This is a genomic window from Escherichia sp. E2748, assembly GCF_005781125.1.
In the GTDB taxonomy this organism is placed as follows: Bacteria; Pseudomonadota; Gammaproteobacteria; order Enterobacterales; family Enterobacteriaceae; genus Escherichia.
Genome location: NZ_VATP01000015.1, coordinates 1 through 21,538 on the forward strand (window position 1 = coordinate 1; position 21,538 = coordinate 21,538).

21 protein-coding genes are annotated in these 21,538 nt (G+C 52.9%); 7 read left to right on the forward strand and 14 right to left on the reverse strand.

All coding sequences use genetic code 11. The annotated features are described in order from the left end of the window. Window positions 1-178 precede the first annotated feature (178 nt). The 4 genes from hemG to pepQ are packed head-to-tail and all read right to left on the reverse strand — an operon-like array spanning window position 179 to window position 4,171. Window positions 179-724 (reverse strand): menaquinone-dependent protoporphyrinogen IX dehydrogenase, encoded by a 546-nt coding sequence (gene hemG, locus FEK42_RS13215; protein ID WP_130209490.1) that lies wholly within the window; start codon window positions 722-724, stop codon window positions 179-181. 11 nt (window positions 725-735) lie between these two features. Continuing rightward, window positions 736-2,187, reverse strand: coding sequence for a Trk system potassium transporter TrkH (gene trkH, locus FEK42_RS13220; RefSeq protein ID WP_000545680.1), 1,452 nt, complete (start codon window positions 2,185-2,187; stop codon window positions 736-738). Between the two features lie 38 nt (window positions 2,188-2,225). After that, on the reverse strand, window positions 2,226-2,840 hold the full coding sequence (locus FEK42_RS13225) for an IMPACT family protein (protein ID WP_135493196.1): 615 nt from the start codon (window positions 2,838-2,840) through the stop codon (window positions 2,226-2,228). Then, entirely contained in the window at window positions 2,840-4,171 is a 1,332-nt protein-coding gene (gene pepQ / locus FEK42_RS13230) for a Xaa-Pro dipeptidase (RefSeq protein WP_130261222.1), read from the reverse strand. Before pepQ ends, FEK42_RS13225 begins: the two co-directional genes overlap by 1 nt. A gap of 189 nt (window positions 4,172-4,360) precedes the next feature. Here pepQ and fadB point away from each other — a divergent pair, with 189 nt between their 5' ends. Together fadB and fadA are read left to right on the forward strand one after the other, a co-directional pair. Next, a complete protein-coding gene (fadB, locus tag FEK42_RS13235; RefSeq protein ID WP_135493195.1) occupies window positions 4,361-6,550 on the forward strand; it encodes a fatty acid oxidation complex subunit alpha FadB in 2,190 nt (729 codons plus the stop codon). A 9-nt stretch (window positions 6,551-6,559) separates the two neighbouring features. After that, window positions 6,560-7,723, forward strand: a complete 1,164-nt coding sequence (gene fadA / locus FEK42_RS13240) for an acetyl-CoA C-acyltransferase FadA (RefSeq protein WP_135493194.1) — start codon at window positions 6,560-6,562, stop codon at window positions 7,721-7,723. Between the two features lie 275 nt (window positions 7,724-7,998). Here fadA and fre read toward each other — a convergent pair whose 3' ends face one another. Continuing rightward, on the reverse strand, window positions 7,999-8,700 hold the full coding sequence (gene fre, locus FEK42_RS13245; RefSeq protein WP_130209480.1) for an NAD(P)H-flavin reductase: 702 nt from the start codon (window positions 8,698-8,700) through the stop codon (window positions 7,999-8,001). Window positions 8,701-8,745: 45 nt separating this feature from the next. Continuing rightward, entirely contained in the window at window positions 8,746-10,239 is a 1,494-nt protein-coding gene (gene ubiD, locus FEK42_RS13250) for a 4-hydroxy-3-polyprenylbenzoate decarboxylase (protein ID WP_138211856.1), read from the reverse strand. 166 nt (window positions 10,240-10,405) lie between these two features. Between ubiD and rfaH the strand changes: the two genes are divergently transcribed. Then, entirely contained in the window at window positions 10,406-10,894 is a 489-nt protein-coding gene (gene rfaH / locus FEK42_RS13255) for a transcription/translation regulatory transformer protein RfaH (protein WP_135493193.1), read from the forward strand. Here rfaH and tatD read toward each other — a convergent pair. The 8 genes from tatD to rmuC all read right to left on the reverse strand — a co-directional run bounded on the left by tatD (window position 10,891) and on the right by rmuC (window position 17,897). Then, window positions 10,891-11,673 carry a 3'-5' ssDNA/RNA exonuclease TatD gene (gene tatD / locus FEK42_RS13260; RefSeq protein WP_135493192.1) on the reverse strand — a complete coding sequence of 261 codons (783 nt, stop codon included), beginning with the start codon at window positions 11,671-11,673 and terminating at the stop codon, window positions 10,891-10,893. The genes rfaH and tatD overlap by 4 nt on opposite strands. A 41-nt stretch (window positions 11,674-11,714) precedes the next feature. Further along, complete coding sequence (tatC, locus tag FEK42_RS13265; RefSeq protein WP_000109937.1) at window positions 11,715-12,491, reverse strand: Sec-independent protein translocase subunit TatC; 777 nt, start codon at window positions 12,489-12,491, stop codon at window positions 11,715-11,717. Between the two features lie 2 nt (window positions 12,492-12,493). Then, the gene (gene tatB, locus FEK42_RS13270) at window positions 12,494-13,009 is read right to left on the reverse strand and encodes a Sec-independent protein translocase protein TatB (protein ID WP_130209474.1); all 516 of its coding nucleotides are present in this window, start codon (window positions 13,007-13,009) and stop codon (window positions 12,494-12,496) included. 3 nt (window positions 13,010-13,012) lie between these two features. After that, window positions 13,013-13,282: a Sec-independent protein translocase subunit TatA gene (gene tatA / locus FEK42_RS13275; RefSeq protein WP_130209472.1), complete on the reverse strand. Its 270-nt coding sequence runs from the start codon at window positions 13,280-13,282 to the stop codon at window positions 13,013-13,015. 78 nt (window positions 13,283-13,360) lie between these two features. After that, window positions 13,361-15,001: a ubiquinone biosynthesis regulatory protein kinase UbiB gene (gene ubiB, locus FEK42_RS13280; RefSeq protein ID WP_130209470.1), complete on the reverse strand. Its 1,641-nt coding sequence runs from the start codon at window positions 14,999-15,001 to the stop codon at window positions 13,361-13,363. Further along, entirely contained in the window at window positions 15,001-15,606 is a 606-nt protein-coding gene (gene ubiJ / locus FEK42_RS13285) for a ubiquinone biosynthesis protein UbiJ (protein WP_130261219.1), read from the reverse strand. The genes ubiB and ubiJ overlap by 1 nt, the downstream gene beginning before the upstream one ends. A 13-nt stretch (window positions 15,607-15,619) precedes the next feature. Then, window positions 15,620-16,375: a bifunctional demethylmenaquinone methyltransferase/2-methoxy-6-polyprenyl-1,4-benzoquinol methylase UbiE gene (gene ubiE / locus FEK42_RS13290; protein ID WP_135493191.1), complete on the reverse strand. Its 756-nt coding sequence runs from the start codon at window positions 16,373-16,375 to the stop codon at window positions 15,620-15,622. 94 nt (window positions 16,376-16,469) lie between these two features. After that, entirely contained in the window at window positions 16,470-17,897 is a 1,428-nt protein-coding gene (gene rmuC / locus FEK42_RS13295) for a DNA recombination protein RmuC (protein ID WP_130219483.1), read from the reverse strand. A gap of 215 nt (window positions 17,898-18,112) precedes the next feature. Here rmuC and FEK42_RS13300 point away from each other — a divergent pair, with 215 nt between their 5' ends. The 4 genes from FEK42_RS13300 to FEK42_RS13315 are packed head-to-tail and all read left to right on the forward strand — an operon-like array spanning window position 18,113 to window position 21,526. Beyond that, window positions 18,113-18,880, forward strand: coding sequence for an IclR family transcriptional regulator (locus tag FEK42_RS13300; protein ID WP_131162263.1), 768 nt, complete (start codon window positions 18,113-18,115; stop codon window positions 18,878-18,880). A gap of 23 nt (window positions 18,881-18,903) precedes the next feature. Continuing rightward, entirely contained in the window at window positions 18,904-19,908 is a 1,005-nt protein-coding gene (locus FEK42_RS13305; RefSeq protein WP_135493190.1) for a 2-dehydro-3-deoxygalactonokinase, read from the forward strand. Beyond that, window positions 19,898-20,527, forward strand: coding sequence for a 2-dehydro-3-deoxy-6-phosphogalactonate aldolase (locus tag FEK42_RS13310; protein ID WP_135493189.1), 630 nt, complete (start codon window positions 19,898-19,900; stop codon window positions 20,525-20,527). Before FEK42_RS13305 ends, FEK42_RS13310 begins: the two co-directional genes overlap by 11 nt. A 24-nt stretch (window positions 20,528-20,551) precedes the next feature. Further along, window positions 20,552-21,526, forward strand: a complete 975-nt coding sequence (locus tag FEK42_RS13315; protein WP_135493188.1) for a tripartite tricarboxylate transporter substrate binding protein — start codon at window positions 20,552-20,554, stop codon at window positions 21,524-21,526. Window positions 21,527-21,538: the final 12 nt, after the last annotated feature.

The following is a 21,538-nucleotide window of genomic DNA, read 5'->3' on the forward strand; positions in this document are numbered from 1 at the left end:
ACAGAGTCAAGCATTTTTTTTGCTTTTCTCTGCCGGAATTCTCAGGAGAATCCCGCTGACCCGGCGGCGTGTTTGCCGTTGTTCCGTGTCAGTGGTGGCGCATTATAGGGAGTTATTCTGAGCTGACAAGAGGAAATTTAAAATAATTTTCCGAATGCGCGTTTTTTATTCTTTATGCTTATTTCGACGCCGATCTGTTGGTTAATTGAGCGATTTCTCGGGCAAAATTCGCGACCTGCTCCCAATCGGTATAGACAACCTCTTTGCGCGTATCTGTTTCTCCGCCTGACATCTTCATAATCAGCTTGATCATAAAGCGGTCGTACCAACGATAGCGTGGATAACGCAGCGCCCCGGCAATAACGGCACAGCGATCGGGGCGCCATTGTGAACTCATCAGAAACTTTCGTGCGTAGCTGTTGGTCTGCACAGTCCGCTTCTCCGGCTTGCGTGCCACCAGGTTGACGGAGTAAAAGGCGCTCGGCATTGAGTTCAGTCGGGTGGCATGCTTTTTGACAAATGCCTGGAACGCAGAATGGTAATGACCGTAGCGAATAGAAGCGCCAATCACCACGCGATCGTAGTTTTCCCATTGTGGTTCTTCAATGCGGTGCACATTAGCGACATCCGCCTGGATCCCCAGTTCTTTCAGTTCCGAAGCCAGGTAGGAGGCAATCTCGCGCGTTTGTCCGTCCCTTGTTGAGAAAAGAATTAATGTTTTCACGTATTACTCCATCATTCACGCCAGAAAGTCGGGGTAAAGAGCACCAGCAATGTAAAGACCTCAAGACGACCAAACAGCATGTTGGCAATCAGGATCCATTTAGCCACCGGGTTCATGCTGGTAAAGTTATCAGCAACCACGCCAAGCCCTGGCCCCAGGTTATTCAATGTCGCAACAACCGAGGCAAAGGCAGAAAAGTCATCCACGCCCGTGGCGATTATCGCCAGCATACTGACAATAAACACCAATGCATAGGCGGAGAAAAATCCCCAAACGGCTTCGAGGATACGTTCCGGCAGTGCGCGATTCCCCAGCTTAATGCTATAGACGGCGTTCGGATGCACCAGTCGTTTCAGCTCACGGTTTCCCTGTTTGAACAGCAGCAGGATGCGGATCACTTTCAGGCCACCGCCCGTTGACCCGGCGCAACCGCCGATAAAAGCTGAACATAAAAGCAGTACCGGCAAAAAGAGCGGCCAGCGGGCAATGCTATCAGTCGTAAACCCGGCGGTTGTCGCCATCGACACCACCTGGAAAAATGCCTGGTTAATTGTCATCAGCGCCGAACTGTAGACATTATGAAACCACAGCACGAGGGTACAAATAACCACCAGCGTAAACTGTACGCCGATAAACATGCGAAATTCCGGATCGCGCCAGTAGACCTTCAGACTACGCCCACTTAACAGTGAAAAGTGCAGACCGTAGTTACAGCCGGAGATCAGCAGGAAGATAGCAATGATAGTGTTAATAGTCGGGCTATCGAAATATCCGACGCTGGCATCATGAGTCGAGAAGCCGCCAATAGCGATTGTCGCAAAGCTATGACCGATGGCATCAAAGGCATCCATTCCAGCAAACCACAGCGCCAGTGCACAGGCGACGGTCAGCAAGACATAAATCAACCACAGGGTTTTCGCCGTTTCCGCAATTCGCGGACGCATTTTGTTATCTTTCAGCGGGCCGGGCATTTCCGCGCGATAGAGCTGCATACCACCAACGCCGAGGATAGGCAGTATCGCAACCGCCAACACGATGATCCCCATCCCGCCAAACCATTGCAGCATCTGGCGATAAAAGAGGATTGCGTGAGGGAGCGAATCCAGCCCCACCAGCGTAGTGGCCCCCGTGGTGGTCAGGCCGGAGAAAGATTCAAAAAACGCATCGGTGATCGTGAGGTTCGGGCTTTCCGAGAAGATAAAAGGGAGCGCACCGACGCTACCCAGCACGGTCCAGAACAGCACCACTATCAGAAACCCTTCACGGGATTTCAGTTCGCCCTTCTCTTTACGGTTTGGCCACCACAACATGGAGCCAATAGCGAGGGCGACAAAAAAGGTCTGGGTAAATGCGCGGCCCGCCCCATCCCGGTAGATGAGTGCTACCAGCCCAGGGATAATCATTGTCCCTGAGAATAAGATGACCAGTAGTCCAACGATTCGGGTAATGGCGCGAAAATGCATCTCTGCCGCTTCCTTAGTTCTGCAAAACGAAGTGGGGATTATTCTTCAATCGCTAACAATTGCAATGAACCACGGCTAAAATCCGCCAGCTTTGCGGAAAATTCAGCCAATTTCGCTGCTGGAAGCGCCACCCGCAGCAGAACGAATGCCTGATAATCACTGTTGATAATTTTGCCGTCACACTGCCCCAGCAACGCTTCAATGCCGGTTAACTGACTATATTCACATTGCAAAGTATATTCGGTTAATGGCGTCTTGCGTTGGGTCGTTAGCTGGCGCAGCGCCTGATTCACGCCGCCGCCATACGCTTTCACTAACCCACCGGTGCCAAGCAATATGCCGCCGTAGTAGCGCACCACCACAGCAGTAATTTCCCCGACGCCGCTGCCCATTAGTTGGGCGAGCATCGGTTTACCTGCCGTGCCCGCCGGTTCCCCGTCGTCAGAGAAACCCAGCTGTTGAGAATCATCCGGCGCCCCCGCCACCCACGCCACACAATGGTGGCGGGCATCGGGGTGTTCTGCCCGCACCGATTCAACAAACGCTTTCGCCGCCTCAACGCCATCGGTATGCGCCAACAGCGTTATGAAGCGGCTCTTTTTGATCTCTTCAACGACCGTGACCGGTGCCGCAGGAATTAACCAGCTTTCCATCACGCCAGTTTCAGATCCCGGGTCATGTTTTCCACGTTATTTTCGTGGATCACCACGTTGTCTTCGATACGAATGCCGCCGAACGGTTTCAGTGCTTCAATTTTCTGCCAGTTGAAGTGTTTGCTGAACTGCCCTTCACGCCACGGTGCCAGCAGCGATTCGATGAAGTAGATACCCGGCTCAATGGTTAACACCATGCCCGGCTGGAGAATACGGGTGCAGCGCAGGTACGGATATTTTGCCGGTGCCGCGAGGTGCGTACCGCTATCATCCTGCATAAAACCTGCTACGTCATGCACCTGCAGGCCCAGCGGATGGCCGATACCGTGCGGCATAAACGGTCCGGTGAGATCGTTTTCGACCATCGCTTCTTCACTCATATCGGTGATGATTTGATGTTTACGCAGCAGTTTGGCAATGCGCTGATGGAACTGGATGTGGTAATCCACATAGCTGACGCCTGCTTTCATGGTGGCGATCAGCGCCAGTTGTTCATCATTAACGTCTTTCACCAGCTGTGCGTAGTCGTTGTCGCTTTTTGCCGACCAGGTTCGGGTCAGGTCAGCCGCATAGCCGTTATATTCTGCCCCGGCATCCAGCAGGAAGCTACGCATCTCTTCCGGTGCCTGATGGTCCAGTTTGGTGTAATGCAGCACCGAAGCGTGTTCGTTGAGCGCCACAATGTTGCTGTAAGGTACGTCGGTATCACGATGACCGGTCGCGGTCAGATAGGCAATGTTGATATCGAACTCGCTCATGCCAGAACGGAACGCTTCTTCTGCCGCGCGATGACCGTTGACCGCCATTTTCTGCGCTTCACGCATACAGGCCAGTTCGTACTCGGTTTTGAAGGAGCGGTAGTAATGCAGGTAGTCGATCACCCCTTTCGGGTTGATATTGCTGGCCTCAATGCCCAGTTGCAGCGCACGTTCCGGCACCGGACCGATATAACCAATATTGCCGCGCGCAGCAGGCAGCAGGCTACCAATGCCATCGGCTTTCGGCAGCGCGATCACGTCCACATCTTCAGTCCAGAAGGCGGTCGGCAGCGGTTCGACGTTGTGCCAGTAATCAACCGGCAGATAAAACCACAGTTTCGGCTTGTTCACGCCATCCACCAGCAACCAGCAGTTTGGCACCTGGGTTACCGGCACCCACGCTTTGAATTGCGGGTTCACTTTAAACGGATAGGGATGATCGTCGAGAAAAACATTGAACAGCTCGCCGGAGTGAATAAGTAATGCATCCAGCTTGAAGCGCGCCAGCGCATCGCGAGTCCGTTCCTGTAAGGTAGCTATATGATTTTTATAGAGCGAGGCCAGTGATTCCATTTTTTACCCTTCTGTTTTTTTGACCTTAAGTCTCCGCATCTTAGCACATCGTTCATCCAGAGCGTGATTTCTGCCGAGCGTGATCAGATCGGCATTTCTTTAATCTTTTGTTTGCATATTTTTAACACAAAATACACACTTCGATGCATCTGGTACGACCAGATCACCTTGCGGATTCAGGAGACTGACATGCTTTACAAAGGCGACACCCTGTACCTTGACTGGCTGGAAGATGGCATTGCCGAACTGGTATTTGATGCCCCAGGTTCAGTTAATAAACTCGACACTGCGACCGTCGCCAGCCTCGGCGAGGCCATCGGCGTGCTGGAACAGCAATCAGATCTAAAAGGGCTGCTGCTGCGTTCGAACAAAGCAGCCTTTATCGTCGGTGCTGATATCACCGAATTTTTGTCCCTGTTCCTCGTTCCTGAAGAACAGTTAAGCCAGTGGCTGCATTTTGCCAATAGCGTGTTTAATCGCCTGGAAGATCTGCCGGTGCCGACCATTGCCGCCGTCAACGGCTATGCGCTGGGCGGTGGCTGCGAATGTGTACTGGCGACCGATTATCGTCTGGCGACGCCGGATCTGCGCATCGGTCTGCCGGAAACCAAACTGGGCATCATGCCGGGCTTTGGCGGTTCTGTACGTATGCCACGTATGCTGGGCGCTGACAGTGCGCTGGAAATCATTGCCGCCGGTAAAGATGTCGGCGCGGATCAGGCGCTGAAAATCGGTCTGGTGGATGGCGTAGTCAAAGCAGAAAAACTGATTGAAGGGGCGATGGCGATTTTACGCCAGGCCATTAACGGCGACCTCGACTGGAAAGCGAAACGTCAGCCGAAGCTGGAACCGCTAAAACTGAGCAAGATTGAAGCCACCATGAGCTTCACCATCGCTAAAGGGATGGTCGCGCAAACGGCGGGGAAACATTATCCGGCGCCCATCACCGCAGTAAAAACTATTGAAGCTGCGGCCCGTTTTGGTCGTGAAGAAGCATTAAATCTGGAAAACAAAAGTTTTGTCCCGCTGGCGCATACCAACGAAGCCCGCGCACTGGTCGGCATTTTCCTTAACGATCAATATGTAAAAGGCAAAGCGAAGAAACTCACCAAAGACGTTGAAACACCGAAACAGGCCGCTGTGCTGGGCGCAGGCATTATGGGCGGCGGCATCGCTTACCAGTCTGCGTGGAAAGGCGTGCCGGTTGTCATGAAAGATATTAACGACAAGTCGTTAGCCCTCGGCATGACTGAAGCCGCGAAACTGCTGAACAAGCAGCTTGAGCGCGGCAAGATCGATGGTCTGAAACTGGCTGGCGTGATCTCCACGATCCACCCAACGCTCGACTACGCCGGGTTTGACCGCGTGGATATTGTGGTAGAAGCGGTTGTCGAAAACCCGAAAGTGAAAAAAGCCGTACTGGCAGAAACCGAACAAAAAGTACGCCCGGATACCGTGCTGGCGTCTAACACTTCAACCATTCCTATCAGCGAACTGGCCAAAGCGCTGGAACGCCCGGAAAACTTCTGCGGAATGCACTTCTTTAACCCGGTACACCGGATGCCGTTGGTAGAAATTATTCGCGGCGAGAAAAGCTCCGACGAAACCATCGCGAAAGTCGTCGCATGGGCGAGCAAGATGGGCAAAACGCCGATTGTGGTTAACGACTGCCCCGGCTTCTTTGTTAACCGCGTGTTGTTCCCCTACTTCGCCGGTTTCAGCCAGTTGCTGCGCGACGGCGCGGACTTCCGCAAGATCGACAAAGTGATGGAAAAACAGTTTGGCTGGCCGATGGGTCCGGCATATCTGCTGGATGTTGTGGGGATTGATACCGCCCATCACGCCCAGGTGGTGATGGCTGCAGGTTTCCCGCAGCGGATGCAGAAAGATTATCGCGATGCCATCGACGCGCTGTTTGATGCCAACCGCTTTGGTCAGAAGAACGGCCTCGGTTTCTGGCGTTATAAAGAAGACAGCAAAGGTAAGCCGAAGAAAGAAGAAGACGCCGTCGTTGACGATCTGTTGGCAGAAGTCAGCCAGCCGAAGCGTGATTTTAGCGAGGAAGAGATTATCGCCCGCATGATGATCCCGATGGTCAACGAAGTGGTGCGCTGTCTGGAAGAGGGCATTATCGCCACTCCGGCAGAAGCGGATATGGCGCTGGTCTACGGCCTGGGCTTCCCTCCGTTCCACGGTGGCGCGTTCCGCTGGCTGGACACCCTTGGTAGCGCAAAATACCTCGATATGGCACAGCAATATCAGCACCTCGGCCCGCTGTATGAAGTGCCGGAAGGTCTGCGTAATAAAGCGCGTCATAACGAACCGTACTATCCTCCGGTTGAGCCAGCCCGTCCGGTTGGCGACCTGAAAACGGCTTAAGGAGTCACAATGGAACAGGTTGTCATTGTCGATGCAATTCGCACCCCGATGGGCCGTTCGAAGGGCGGTGCTTTTCGTAACGTGCGTGCGGAAGATCTCTCCGCTCATTTAATGCGTAGCCTGCTGGCGCGTAACCCAGCGCTGGAAGCGGCGGCCCTCGACGATATTTACTGGGGCTGTGTGCAGCAGACGCTGGAGCAGGGTTTTAATATCGCCCGTAACGCGGCGCTGTTGGCTGAAGTACCACACTCTGTCCCGGCGGTTACCGTCAACCGTCTGTGTGGTTCATCCATGCAGGCACTGCATGATGCAGCACGAATGATCATGACTGGCGATGCACAGGCATGTCTGGTTGGCGGCGTGGAGCATATGGGCCATGTGCCGATGAGTCACGGCGTCGATTTTCACCCCGGCCTGAGCCGCAATGTCGCCAAAGCGGCGGGCATGATGGGCTTAACGGCAGAAATGCTGGCGCGTATGCACGGTATCAGCCGTGAAATGCAGGATGCCTTTGCCGCGCGGTCACACGCCCGCGCCTGGGCCGCCACGCAGTCGGGCGCATTTAAAAATGAAATCATCCCGACCGGTGGTCACGATGCCGACGGCGTACTGAAGCAGTTTAATTATGACGAAGTGATTCGCCCGGAAACCACCGTGGAAGCCCTCGCCACGCTGCGTCCGGCGTTTGATCCCGTCAGCGGTACGGTAACGGCGGGTACATCTTCTGCGCTTTCCGATGGTGCAGCTGCCATGTTGGTGATGAGTGAAAGCCGCGCCCGTGAATTAGGTATTAAGCCGCGCGCCCGCGTGCGTTCGATGGCGGTCGTCGGTTGTGACCCGTCGATTATGGGTTACGGCCCGGTTCCGGCCTCAAAACTGGCGCTGAAAAAAGCGGGGCTTTCTGCCAGCGATATCGGTGTGTTTGAGATGAACGAAGCCTTTGCCGCGCAGATCCTGCCGTGCATTAAAGATCTGGGGCTGATGGAGCAGATCGACGAGAAGATCAACCTCAACGGTGGCGCGATCGCGCTGGGTCATCCGCTGGGCTGTTCAGGTGCTCGTATCAGTACCACGCTGCTGAATCTGATGGAGCGCAAAGATGCCCAGTTTGGTCTGGCGACGATGTGTATCGGTCTGGGTCAGGGTATTGCGACGGTGTTTGAGCGGGTTTAACCACTTGCCGGATGCGGCATAAACGCCTTATCCGGCCTACGGTTCAGGACTATTTGTAGGCACGATAAGACGCGCCAGCGTCGCATCGGGCATTGTTTGCCGGATGCGGCATAAACGCCTTATCCGGCCTACGGTTCAGGACTATTTGTAGGCACGATAAGACGCGTCAGCGTCGCATCGGGCATTGTTTTCCGGATGCGACATAGATCCAAATGCCACTGTATAAAGTTTTAGTTGCCGTTCTTCCCGCCTGTCAGGGGCGGGTTTTTTATGGCTTAGATAAACGCAAACGCATCGCCAAACAGACGATCTTCCCGTGCATTACGCTCATTGCAGAACAGGTCACGGGCGATTTTCGCCATCTCAAAGCGGCCAGCGATATAGATATCATGCTCCGCCAGCGTACCGTGATCCTGCAATACCGCCGTTAACACGGTGCCAGTACGTCCACGCCAGCCCGCTTCCGGTTGTTCAACTACCGGCACCACACGCAAACCAGGATGCTTCAGAGAAAGCGCCTCAAGCTCGGACAGATCATAAAGATGTTGCTCTTCACGCCCGCCCCAGTAAATGGTGATATCGCGATTGGGGTTACGTGCCAGCGCTGTCAGCAAAATCGAGCGCGCATAAGAGAACCCCGTGCCGCCCGCAATCAGAATCATCGGACGTTCTTCATCATCGCGCAGCCACGCTTCACCGTGGGGAATATCCACCACGATTTGATGATCTTTAAGGATGCGATCCATAACGGCTTTGGCGTAGAGATTGATCTCCGAAGCGCCAATGTGCAGCTCAATGAAACCTTGTTCATTCGGCGTCGAAGCCATTGAAAACGGGCGTTTGTCACGCTCGTCCATCACCACCATCAAATACTGACCAGCACGAAAAGAAAAGGCCGCGTCTGGCACAATGCGGACACGATATACGGTATCCGTGATAGCTTCTACCGAGGTCACTTTACAGCTTAAGGTTGTCATGCGCTTTCTCTGTCGGATCGATAAATAGGGCAAAACAAACGCGCATCAGGCGCTTTTACCGTTGTTAAAAATAGCCAGTTCATCCCAGATGGCATCAATACGTGCGACAACGTCCGGATCTTTTTTGATGGGACGTCCCCATTCACGCTGGGTTTCCCCTGGCCATTTATTCGTGGCATCCAGCCCCATTTTTGAACCCAGCCCGGAGACGGGCGAGGCAAAATCCAGATAATCAATGGGCGTATTTTCTACCAACACCGTATCCCGCGCAGGGTCCATACGGGTGGTAATTGCCCAAATCACATCGTTCCAGTCGCGTGCGTTAACATCATCATCGCAGACGATCACGAACTTAGTGTACATAAACTGGCGTAAGAATGACCAGACCCCCATCATGACGCGCTTCGCATGTCCGGCGTACTGTTTTGTGATTGTCACTACCGCCAGACGATAAGAACAGCCTTCCGGCGGCAGGTAAAAATCGACAATTTCCGGGAACTGTTTTTGCAGAATCGGCACGAACACTTCGTTCAACGCCACGCCCAGTACCGCGGGTTCATCTGGCGGACGCCCGGTATAGGTGGAATGGTAAATCGCATCTTCACGCTGGGTAATATGCGTCACGGTAAATACCGGGAAACTATCGACTTCGTTATAGTAACCGGTGTGGTCGCCATACGGCCCTTCCGGCGCCGTTTCGCCTTGTTCGATATACCCTTCCAGCACAATCTCCGCACTGGCGGGCACTTCAAGGTCATTGGAGATACACTTCACCACTTCGGTCTTGGTGCCGCGCAGCAATCCGGCAAAGGCGTATTCCGACAATGTATCCGGGACTGGCGTCACTGCACCGAGAATCGTAGCGGGATCGGCACCCAGCGCCACAGAAACCGGGAAACGTTCGCCCGGATGCGCCGCGCACCACTCCTGATAATCCAGTGCGCCGCCACGATGCGACAGCCAGCGCATAATCAGTTTGTTTTTACCAATCAGCTGCTGGCGATAAATACCCAGATTCTGCCGCTCTTTATGCGGGCCGCGCGTTACGGTCAGCCCCCAGGTAATTAGCGGCGCGACGTCTTCCGGCCAGCAGGTCATAATGGGAATGCGGTTAAGATCGACGTCATCACCAGAGACGATTTTTTGTTGGCAAGGCGCACCACGCAATCGCTTTGTCGGCATGTTTAACACCTGCTTAAACTGCGGCAGTTTATCAAACAGGTCGCGGAAACCTTTTGGCGGCTCCGGCTCTTTCAGAAACGCCAATAATTTACCGACTTCACGCAGCGCCGAAACATCTTCCTGGCCCATGCCCATCGCCACGCGCTTTGGCGTACCAAACAGGTTGCACAGCACCGGCATCGAATAACCTTTGGGGTTTTCAAACAACAACGCAGGTCCACCGGCACGCAGAGTGCGGTCAGCAATTTCAGTGATTTCCAGATGCGGATCCACCGGGAGCGTGATACGTTTTAGCTCACCCTGCTGTTCAAGCAGCGTCAGGAAGTCGCGTAAATCGTTATATTTCATGGCGTCCATTGTAGCCTCTTAATCTTCGCCCATTATACGGCGTTCATCTTCGCGATGCTGTAAATTTGTTAAATTAGCGTGAACTCTGACGGCATAACGCAAACCGGGGAATATAATTAACTTAGCGTAAAGCTTTTGCTATCCTTGCGCCCCGATTAAACGGATAAGAGTCATTATGCAATCCTGGTATTTACTGTACTGCAAGCGCGGGCAACTTCAACGTGCCCAGGAACACCTCGAAAGACAGGCGGTGAATTGCCTGGCGCCGATGATCACCCTGGAAAAAATCGTGCGAGGCAAACGTACCGCAGTCAGTGAACCATTGTTCCCCAACTACCTGTTTGTGGAATTTGATCCGGAAGTGATTCATACCACAACCATCAGTGCTACCCGCGGCGTCAGCCACTTTGTGCGCTTTGGCGCATCGCCAGCGACAGTCCCATCTGCGGTTATTCATCAACTGTCGGTGTATAAACCGGAAGACATTGTTGATCCTGCGACGCCCTATCCTGGTGATAAGGTGATTATCACCGAAGGCGCTTTCGAAGGTTTTCAGGCTATTTTCACCGAACCCGACGGCGAGGCTCGCTCTATGCTATTGCTTAATCTTATCAATAAAGAGATTAAGCACAGTGTGAAGAACACCGAGTTCCGCAAACTCTAGAACGCAATCCCAAATAACTTTTTGACATTGGCATCCGTGGTGGCAGCCAGCCATGCGGCATCTTCCCCACGCCAGTGTGCAATACGTTGCAAAATATGGGGCAGATAGGCTGGCTCATTACGCCGTGACGATGGCTTCGGCGTGAGATCGCGCGGAAGCAAATACGGTGCGTCTGTCTCAACCAGCAATTGCTCCGCCGGAATAAATGGCAACAGTTCTCGCAGCTCCAGTCCGCGTCGTTCATCGCAAACCCAACCGGTCATGCCGATATAAATCCCTCGCGCCACGCACGCCTGCATCTCTTCGCGTGTGCCGGTAAAACAGTGCAACACCACACCAGGTAGCTTATCCAGCCACGGTTCCAGCAACGTCATAAACCGCTCGTGGGCATCACGACAGTGCATAAATACCGGCATGTTTAACTCTGCGGCAATGCGTAGCTGGGCAACAAAAGCGCGTTCCTGCTCTTCTGGTGTGGAAAAGTTGCGGTTAAAGTCGAGGCCACACTCACCAATCGCCACCACTTCTGGCTGCGAGGCCAGCGCCACAATCATTTCTTCTGTTGCGTCTTGCCACTGGCTACTGTCATGAGGATGCACGCCCGCCGTTGACCAACAGGACGAATACTGACGCGCCAGCTTTTGCGCCTGCTGGCTTTCGCGCAGGTTAGTGCCGGTGATGAGTAGCCCATTAACTCCCGCAGCAAAAGCGCGCGCTACGACATCATCACGGTCTTTCGCAAATTGCGAACTGGTCAGATTAACGCCGATATCAAACATCCTGCACTCCATATGACAACCGCCCTGACGGGCGGTTGAGTTTATTCTTCAGTTTTTTCGCTTTCTGCTTCAGCGTCGTTTTCTTCTTCCCGGTTTCGGCCTTTACCAACGTAAAAGCGCGAGAAGAAGACGCCAATTTCAAACAGGCAGTACATCGGGATCGCCAGCAGCGTTTGCGAGAAGACATCCGGCGGCGTCAGCAGCATCCCGACGACGAATGCGCCAACCAGCACATACGGACGTTTTTTGCGTAAGTCTTCTGGCGAGGTAATCCCCATCCAGCACAGCAGCACAATCGCCACAGGCACTTCAAAGGAGATACCAAACGCCATAAACAGCGCCATCACGAAGCTCAAATAGCTGGCAATGTCGGTGGATACCTGCACCCCTTCAGGCGCGGTATTGGCAAGGAAACCAAACGCCAGCGGGAAGACCACGAAATAAGCGAACGCCATGCCGATATAAAACAGCAGAGAGCTGGAAACCAGCAGCGGCACCACCAGGCGACGTTCGTGCTTATAGAGTGCAGGAGCGATAAATGCCCACACCTGATAGAGAATCACCGGCGCTGACAGAATCAGCGACACCATAAAGGTCAGCTTGATTGGCGTAAAGAACGGCGAGGCCACATCGGTGGCGATCATCGTTGAACCTTGCGGCAACTGCTTGATCAATGGCGCGGATACCAGGTGATAAATGTCATTGGCGAAATAGACCAGACACAGAAATATCACGATCACCGCGATAATGCAGTTCAGCAGACGCTTACGCAGCTCAATCAGATGCGTGATAAGCGGTTGAGTATCTTCTACAGACATGTTTACGGTTTATCACTCGACGAAGGGGAATGTGCAGCGGTTTTCGGTTCAGCGTCCGCAGCAGGTTTTACCACCGGCTCTGGCGTGGTTTCTGGCTTCTGTTCCGGCGAACTGGCCTGCGTTTGTGCAGCGGCAGGCGTGACGCCTTCATGCGCAGCCTCATTGTCTTTCACCACCGGGTTATGAATGGTGTGCGCTTCATCGCTCGCCTTTTCAGGGTCATTCGCAACGTAGGAACGCTTCATCGACTCCGCAGCCTGGCGCAGCTCGTCCATTGACGCTTTCAGTTCAGGCGTCAGGTTGGTGAGACTCGCCTTTTCAACCTTTTTCAGGCTGTCCTGAAACTCCTGGAGTTTTAACTCCTGGGTCAGTTCGTTCTGCACCGTTGTTGCCAGTGAACGCAACGCACGAATCCAGCCCGCTACCGTTTTTACCGCCACAGGCAGTCGTTGCGGCCCCAGAACTACGAGGCCGATGATGAACACCAATAGCAGTTCGCTAAAACCGATATCAAACACGGATTACACCTGCTCTTTATCGTGGCGCTTTGCGTCTTCTGTTTTAGCCTGTTCCTGATTCGCATCCGCCTGCTTATCGGCGATTGTTTTCGCAGTAAAATCAGCATCCTGACTGGTTTTATCCTGCTTTGGTTCATCATCGCTCATTGCTTTTTTAAAGCCTTTGATCGACGCACCAAGATCGGAACCGATGGAGCCGAGCTTTTTGGTGCCAAAAAGCAGTACAACGATGACGGCAATAATCAATAACTGCCAAATACTGATACCACCCATACATGTTCCTCTGTGGTAGATGATGATTAAACAAGGCCGCATTATACGTTACACGGCCCGCCTTGAGCGATGAAAAAATCAGCGTGTTTTGCACCAACCGACAAACCAGGCGATCAGACCGGCCGCCATTAACCAGCCGGGCATCAGCCCCCATTCCGGTCGGCTGACCAACAAGAATGTGCCGCTTAATACTAACGTCGCACCAATCCCCAATAAGTAACGAGATTGTCCCTGACGCACATGATTCGACTGTAACTCGCGCGCAATCTTATCAACACTATGCTGTAAATACTTGCCCTGGCGCAAACTGTCATAAACCAATTCAGGCAGTTCTGGCATTTTTTCGATCCAGAACGGCGCTTTTTCCTTAAATGCTCTCACCAGCGCGGGAATACCGACCTGATCTTTAATCCACGATTCAAGGAAAGGTTTTGCAGTTTTCCATAAATCGAGCTGCGGATAAAGCTGCCGTCCTACTCCTTCGATATAGAGCAAGGTTTTCTGGAGTAACACCAGTTGCGGCTGCACTTCCATATTGAAGCGACGCGCCGTATTAAACAGATTTAACAGCACATGTCCAAACGAAATTTCCGCCAGCGGTTTCTCAAAGATAGGTTCGCAAACGGTACGAATGGCAAATTCGAACTCTTCAACGTTGGTATCTGGCGGTACCCAGCCTGAATCGACATGCAGCTCTGCCACTTTGCGATAGTCGCGGTTAAAGAAGGCGATAAAGTTTTCCGCCAGATAGCGTTTATCTTCCTTGTTTAGCGAGCCGACTATCCCGCAATCAATACCGATATATTTCGGGTTTTCCGGGTGCTCATAGCTTACGAAGATGTTGCCTGGATGCATATCGGCATGAAAAAAGCTGTCACGGAAAACCTGGGTGAAGAACACCTGCACACCGCGTTCTGCCAGCAATTTCATGTTAGTGCCGTTTTTCTCCAGCGCCGCGACATCAGAAACGGGAATGCCGTAAATGCGCTCCATCACCATCATCCCTTCGCTGCAATAGTCAGGGTAAACTTCCGGGATGTAGAGCATCGGGCTGTCTTCAAAATTGCGTCGTAACTGAATGGCGTTGGCAGATTCCCGCAGCAAATTCAATTCATCAATCAAGGTCTTTTCGTACTCGCGCACCACTTCAGTTGGGCGCAGACGGCGACCATCCGGCAGCAAACGCGGCACCCAGCGAGCCAAGCGGTAGATAAGTTTCAGATCCGCTTTAATCACCGGCAAAATGTCCGGACGGATGACTTTAATTACCACATCTTTGCCATTCGATTTCAATCGCGCGGTATGAACCTGGGCGATAGAGGCCGACGCCAGCGGCTCGATTTCAAAATCGTCAAACCACGCTTCCACCGGCAGACCGCCCATTGCAGCTTCAATCTGTTGCTTCGCCAGTCTGCCATCAAACGGTGCGACTTTGTCCTGCAATAACGCCAGCTGATCGGCAATATGCGGCGGGAAAAGGTCACGACGGGTAGACAACATCTGCCCGAACTTGATCCATACCGGCCCCAGCTCTTGCAGCGCCAGTCGTAGTCGCTCACCTAATGGTTTGTCTTTGTGCCGATTCGGCATCCAGAATAATGAGTATCGCCATAACCGCAGCGGCAAGGTGATACGCATTTTAGGGATCAGTTCATCAAGTCCGTAGCTTAAAAAAGTGCGAATGATGAAATACAGGCGCCGTACTTCACCTGGCGTCATTAAACTGCCTCCAGTTTTTCCAGCCGTTTGATTAACGCATCAACGGCACGTTCAACAGCGGCTGTCTCTTCCGCAAACCAGGCCACTTCAAGCGGACCAGGCGCCATACGCCACTCTTCGGTGATAGCTTCTGCCACATAACGTTGCTGGCGTTTAATACCGTGATGCAGGAACTTTGCGCCACCGCGCAGGGCTTTGCTGATGCCTTCGGCGGCAATATCACCGGTATAAGGGGCCAGCAGTTCCGCAGGGTCGAACTCTGCCAGATCTGCCAACGCCACGAAATTCTGTACCACCTGAATATCGCCCTGCACTTCCAGCTCACCGCTACGAATTAGTGCGGCAAGCTGCTGGCGGTCACGAAGTTTCGGCAACACGCTGGCGTAGGCGATAACGGTGCAATCAGCATCGCCAGACCATTCGCCCAGCACATCGACCTGGCGTTCACTAAACACCAGAATTAGCGACGTCGAAAAGCCTTTTACCTCCACGCGCAATACTTTACCCAGCAGACGCGAGCGGGCTGTTTTCAGCGCGGGTGAGCGATACAGGAAAGTGTTGAGCAGACTTTCAATTCCTGCCGTCACTAAAGGTTTAAAAGGCATAGTCGTACTCCTGTCAGAACTTATAACCACGATGCAGCGCCACAACGCCAGCCGTCAGGTTGTAATAATCGACACTTTCGAATCCGGCATCCTGCATCATGGCTTTCAGCGTATCCTGATCGGGATGCATACGGATGGATTCGGCCAGATAGCGGTAGCTGTCGGCATCGTTCGCCACCAGCGAGCCAATACGTGGCAGCACATGGAAGGAGTAAGCGTCATAGGCTTTGCTTAACGGTTCGATAATCGGCTTCGAGAACTCAAGCACCAGCAGGCGGCCGCCCGGTTTCAGCACGCGATACATCGAACGCAGTGCTTTATCTTTGTCGGTAACGTTACGCAGACCAAACGAAATGGTGATGCAATCAAAGGTGTTATCCGGGAACGGCAGCGCCTCTGCGTTCGCCTGAACATACTCAACGTTGCCAATCACACCGATATTGCGCAGTTTCTCACGGCCCATCTTGAGCATGGATTCATTGATATCGGCGAGAACCACTTTGCCCGGTTCACCGACCAGGCGGGAGAATTTCGCCGTCAGATCGCCGGTACCGCCAGCCAGATCCAGTACGGTCTGCCCACGACGCACACCGCTGCAATCGATCGTGAATCGCTTCCACAAACGATGAATACCAAATGACATCAAATCATTCATGACATCATATTTCGATGCCACGGAATGGAAAACGTGGGCGACCATATCCGCTTTTTGTTCCTTCGCGACGGTCTGAAAACCAAAGTGCGTCGTTTCTTGTGACTTATCCACCATCTCAATGCCTGCTCATCAAAAAATTGTTCCAGAAGTGTAACAGATTGGGCGTCGATGCCCTAGATTTCTACCCGGCTTAACTACCCCTAATGGGCTAGCGCGACTGCTGATTATATTCATCATCGCGTTGATAAGCTTCATCATTCGGCTGCCCCGGAACCGACCGCAGTCGATACTCTTCATCCTGGCTCACCGCCTGTTCAGCCAAGTCCGGATTAATCTCGCGTTTAATTTCTACCCCTAAACCGCGAAACGCTTCTGCCTGCGCCAGCACATTTCCGCGACCTGAAGAGAGTTTTTTCATCGCCTGCCGATAATTATCCTGCGCTTTGTCCAGACTTTGACCAATCGCGGACATATCATCAATAAACAGACGCATCTTGTCGTACAGCTTGCTGGCACGATCGGCGATTTGCTGGGCGTTACGGCTTTGATGCTCATAACGCCACAGGTTGGCGATAGTACGCAACGCCACCAGCAGCGTGGTGGGACTAACCAGCATGATGTTGTTCTTTAACGCTTCGGTGATCAGCTCTGGCTGGCGATCAAGCGCCAGTAAAAACGCTGGTTCAACGGGAATAAACATCAGCACGTAATCCAGCGTTCGTAGCCCCGGCAGCTGTTGATAATCTTTGCGCCCAAGTAAGCGGATGTGATTACGTACCGAAGCAATATGCTCCTGCAATGCGCTTTCGCGTGTGTAGTCGTCTTCCGCGTTGAAGTAGCGTTCATAGGCGACCAACGTCATTTTGGCATCGATCACCACATCTTTCCCCTGCGGCAGCCGCACGATGACATCCGGCTGCATCCGCGAGCGAGCATCATTTTCGATGCTTACCTGGGTTTCGTATTCATACCCTTCACGCAGTCCGGAAGCCTCCAGCACCCGCGTCAGTACCACTTCGCCCCAGTTCCCCTGGGTTTTGTTATCGCCTTTCAGCGCGCGCGTCAGGTTGATCGCTTCCTGGGCCATTTGCGCGTTGAGTTGCTGTAGATTACGAATTTCGTGGGTCAGGGTATGGCGTTCTTGTGCTTCTTTACCAAAGCTGTCCTGTACCTGTCGGCGAAAACCATCCAGTTGTTCACGCAGCGGCGATAACAAGTTGTTCAGACTCTGACGATTTTGTTCATCTACCCGGCGATTACTGTGCTCAAAAATACGGTTGGCGAGATTTTCAAATTGCTCGCTCAAACGCTGCTCGCTGTTGATCATCTGGCGGATTTTATCGTCAGCATGTTGCTGTGCAGCTTCCATCCGCGTGGTCACTTCACGCAGATCTGCCTCCAGCGAGGTGTTAATACTTTGCAGACTACGCACTTCGTTATTGAGCAATTCACACTCTGCACGCCAGTGCTCACTTTGGGTAATTTGTTGTTTTGCCGCACTTAACTCCGCGACCATCTCTTCACGTTCAGCTAATTGCTCGGCTTTTTGCTGCGCATGTTGATAACTGGCAAACAGCCAACCGATGGCCACACTGACCAGCGCAATAATGGCATAAACAATGATTGAGAAATCCACAAAGCCTCCTGACGCAACAACTTACCCGCACAAAATAGAATTGTGCTGTACAAACGTCCAGTTTGAAAGAAGTTTCCTGCGAGGCGCTACGCAAAACGATCGTTTATTTTGCTTATTTTATCCCACAATATGAGACTAAGTTTATATTGTGGGACACATCACCTTTTCCCCACTTTATTCTGTGAAACACTCGGCAATATCATCAGGAGACATCTATGGCAGAAACCTCTTCAACCACCGCTGGCGCACAAACGTTATTACGCGGACTGGCGGTTATTAATGCTGTTTATAACGGTTGCCATGACCTGAAAAGCATCGGCGAGTTCACCGGCACGACGCGGAGTACAACCCATCGTTTAGTCTCTGTTTTGGTGGAGCAACGCTATCTGCGCCATGTCCCAACTCAGGGCTACCAACTGGGCGCCAAACTGATCGAACTCGGCGCCAGAGCGCTGGAAAGCACTTCATTGTATGAAGTTGCACAGCCCGTTTTGCAACGTCTGGCCCGTTACACTCTGGACACCGTGCATCTGGGGATCGTTGAAGGCGACGAAGTGCTGTATCTGGAGAAGATCAACAGTCAGCGCGGGCTGGAAATGCGCTCACGCCCAGGCCATCGCATGCCACTGGCAATCACCGGCATCGGCAAGGCGTTGATCCTCAACCGAACAGAAGAAGAGTGGCGCACACTATTTTTAACTTGTGGTGATGAAACAAAACTGGGCGCATTTATACAAAACATGCGCCGTTATGCCGCCAGTGGTTTTGCTTTTGATCTGGAAGAGAACGAGCCCACTATCCGTTGCGTTGCAGCGCCGATTTACAACGCCCGGAATGAAATTGTGGCGGCCATTTCTGTCGCCAGTACCACCACGTATATGTCGCTGGCGCGCCTGGAAGAACTGGCACCTTACGTCAAATCCTGTGCAGAAGAGATCTCCGCTGAACTGGGCTGGGGTAAGCACGTCCGCAAAGATAATTAAACCATGATTAAAGGAAACGGCTAATGTCGGGAAATACCTCATTTATTGCCCTGGACTGGGGAACGTCATCGCTTCGGGCATGGCGTTTTGGTGACTCACCAGATCCACATGAAAAACGTGAATTCCCCTGGGGGATCATGAAATTACCCTCCCAGGCAGCAACACGTGAGGACGCTTTCCACGATACATTTTTGCGTGTCTGTGGCGACTGGCTGGCACAATCCCCCTGCCCGGTTCTGGCTTGTGGCATGATCGGCAGTGCGCAAGGGTGGCAACCAGCAGCTTATTTACCTTGCCCGGTCACTCTCGATGGCCTGGCGAAGCAACTGACGCCGGTTATCCACCAGCAGCAGACAATGCTGCACATCATTCCCGGCGTGATTAAAGAAGGTGAAATGCCCGAAGTGATGCGTGGCGAAGAGACACAAATCTTCGGTGCCATCACAATGGAACCTGCTCTGCAAGACGCAATCCGTAAGGGGGTGCCGGTGCTGATTGGCTTACCTGGCACTCATGCGAAATGGGCGGTGGTTGAAAATAACACCATTACCGATTTCCGAACCTTTATGACGGGCGAATTATTTGATGTTTTATCCCGCCATTCGATTCTTGGCGCCACCATGCATTCGGGAGATGAGCCGCACTGGGATGCCTTTGCCCAAGGACTGACAGCGGCACTGGAGCATCATCAGACCGGATTATTATCGACGCTGTTTTCGACCCGTTCGCGCTTGCTGACCGATAATCTTACGCCGTCCTCACAGGGAGATTATCTTTCTGGATTACTGATAGGCCATGAATTATGTGGTCTGGCATCCAGCTTGCTGCGTGATTTACCCGCCACAACGCCGATCGCCTTAATCGGTAGCGCCACCCTGAACAGCCGCTATTCACGGGCGTTCAGCCACGTTTTTCCCGACAGACAGCTTCACGCCATTCCTAATGCCACTGAACAGGGATTATGGCGAATCGCCCACGCTGCCGGGTTACTCTCCACCAACGCCAGGGAATGTACTCATGCCATTTAATACGCTTTTGCAAAAAACCGGGTTAGTCGCCATTTTACGCGGCGTGAAACCGGATGAGATTGTCGCCATCGGTGAAAAGCTGTACGCCGCCGGATTCCGCCTGATTGAGATCCCCATGAACTCGCCGGAGCCGTTGCAAAGTATCAGTATACTGCGCGACGCCCTGCCTAAGGACTGCCTGGTCGGAGCCGGAACTGTGCTTTCAGTAGAGCAGGTGGTCGCGGTTAAAGAGGCTGGAGGCCAGATTATCGTGATGCCGCATTGCGATACTGCGGTGATCCGTCGCGCCCGTGCGCTGGGTATGTATTGCGCGCCTGGCGTCGCTACGCCCACTGAAGCCTTTGCTGCCATTGAACACGGCGCCAATGCCATCAAGCTGTTCCCGGCCGAACAAATTACGCCAGAAGTCACCAAAGCCTGGCGTGCGGTTATTCCGCAATCCGTTCCGATGTTACCGGTTGGCGGTATCACACCGGAAACCATGGCGCGTTATCTGAGTCACGGCGCAAACGGCTTCGGCCTCGGTTCTGCGCTATATCGCCCCGGCATGACGCCAGAGCAGGTCTATGAAAATGCAGTGCTGTTTATGAACGCATGGAACAATTTAAATAATAACTAACTGATAAATAAGGATATAAAACCAATGATAAAACATCTTACCTTACCGAAAAAAATGGCTGCGATGGTACTTCTTGCAGGCGCTGCCCTCAGCACTGCACCCGTACAGGCGGCTTCCTACCCAACCAAACAGATCGAGTTAGTCGTACCCTACGCTGCCGGAGGCGGTACGGATCTGGTTGCCCGAGCCTTTGCTGATGCCGCCAAAAACCATTTACCCGTCAGCATCGGGGTTATCAATAAACCTGGCGGTGGCGGCGCTATTGGCCTGAGCGAAATCGCCGCTGCCCGCCCTAACGGTTACAAAATCGGTTTAGGCACGGTTGAACTGACCACCCTTCCCGGCCTCGGAATGGTGCGTTTTAAAACCAGCGACTTCAAACCCATCGCCCGTCTGAATGCGGATCCGGCGGCTATCACCGTCCGTGCCGATGCGCCGTGGAATAGCTATGACGAATTTATGACTTACGCCAAAGCGAATCCCGGAAAAGTACGCATTGGTAACTCAGGCACCGGGGCTATCTGGCATCTGGCGGCGGCTGCTCTGGAAGACAAAACGGGCGCGAAGTTTTCTCATGTCCCTTATGACGGCGCAGCCCCTGCCATTACAGGTCTGTTAGGCGGGCACATTGAAGCGGTTTCTGTAAGCCCAGGTGAAGTTATCAACCATGTGAAAGGTGGCAAGCTGAAGACACTGGTGGTGATGGCGGATGAGCGTGTGAAAGCCATGCCTGACGTACCGACGTTAAAAGAGAAAAGCGTTGATCTCTCCATCGGCACCTGGCGCGGTCTGATTGTGTCGCAAAAAACGCCGCAGGATGTGGTGGATGTTCTGGCGAAGGCAGCAAAAGAGACGGCTGAAGAGCCTGTATTTCAGGATGCTCTGCAAAAGTTGAATCTCAACTATGCATGGCTTGATGGCGCCAGCTTCCAGACCCAAATCAGCGAGCAGGAACAGTATTTTGACGAGCTGCTAACTCGCCTGGGCCTGAAAAAATAATCCCGAGGTACG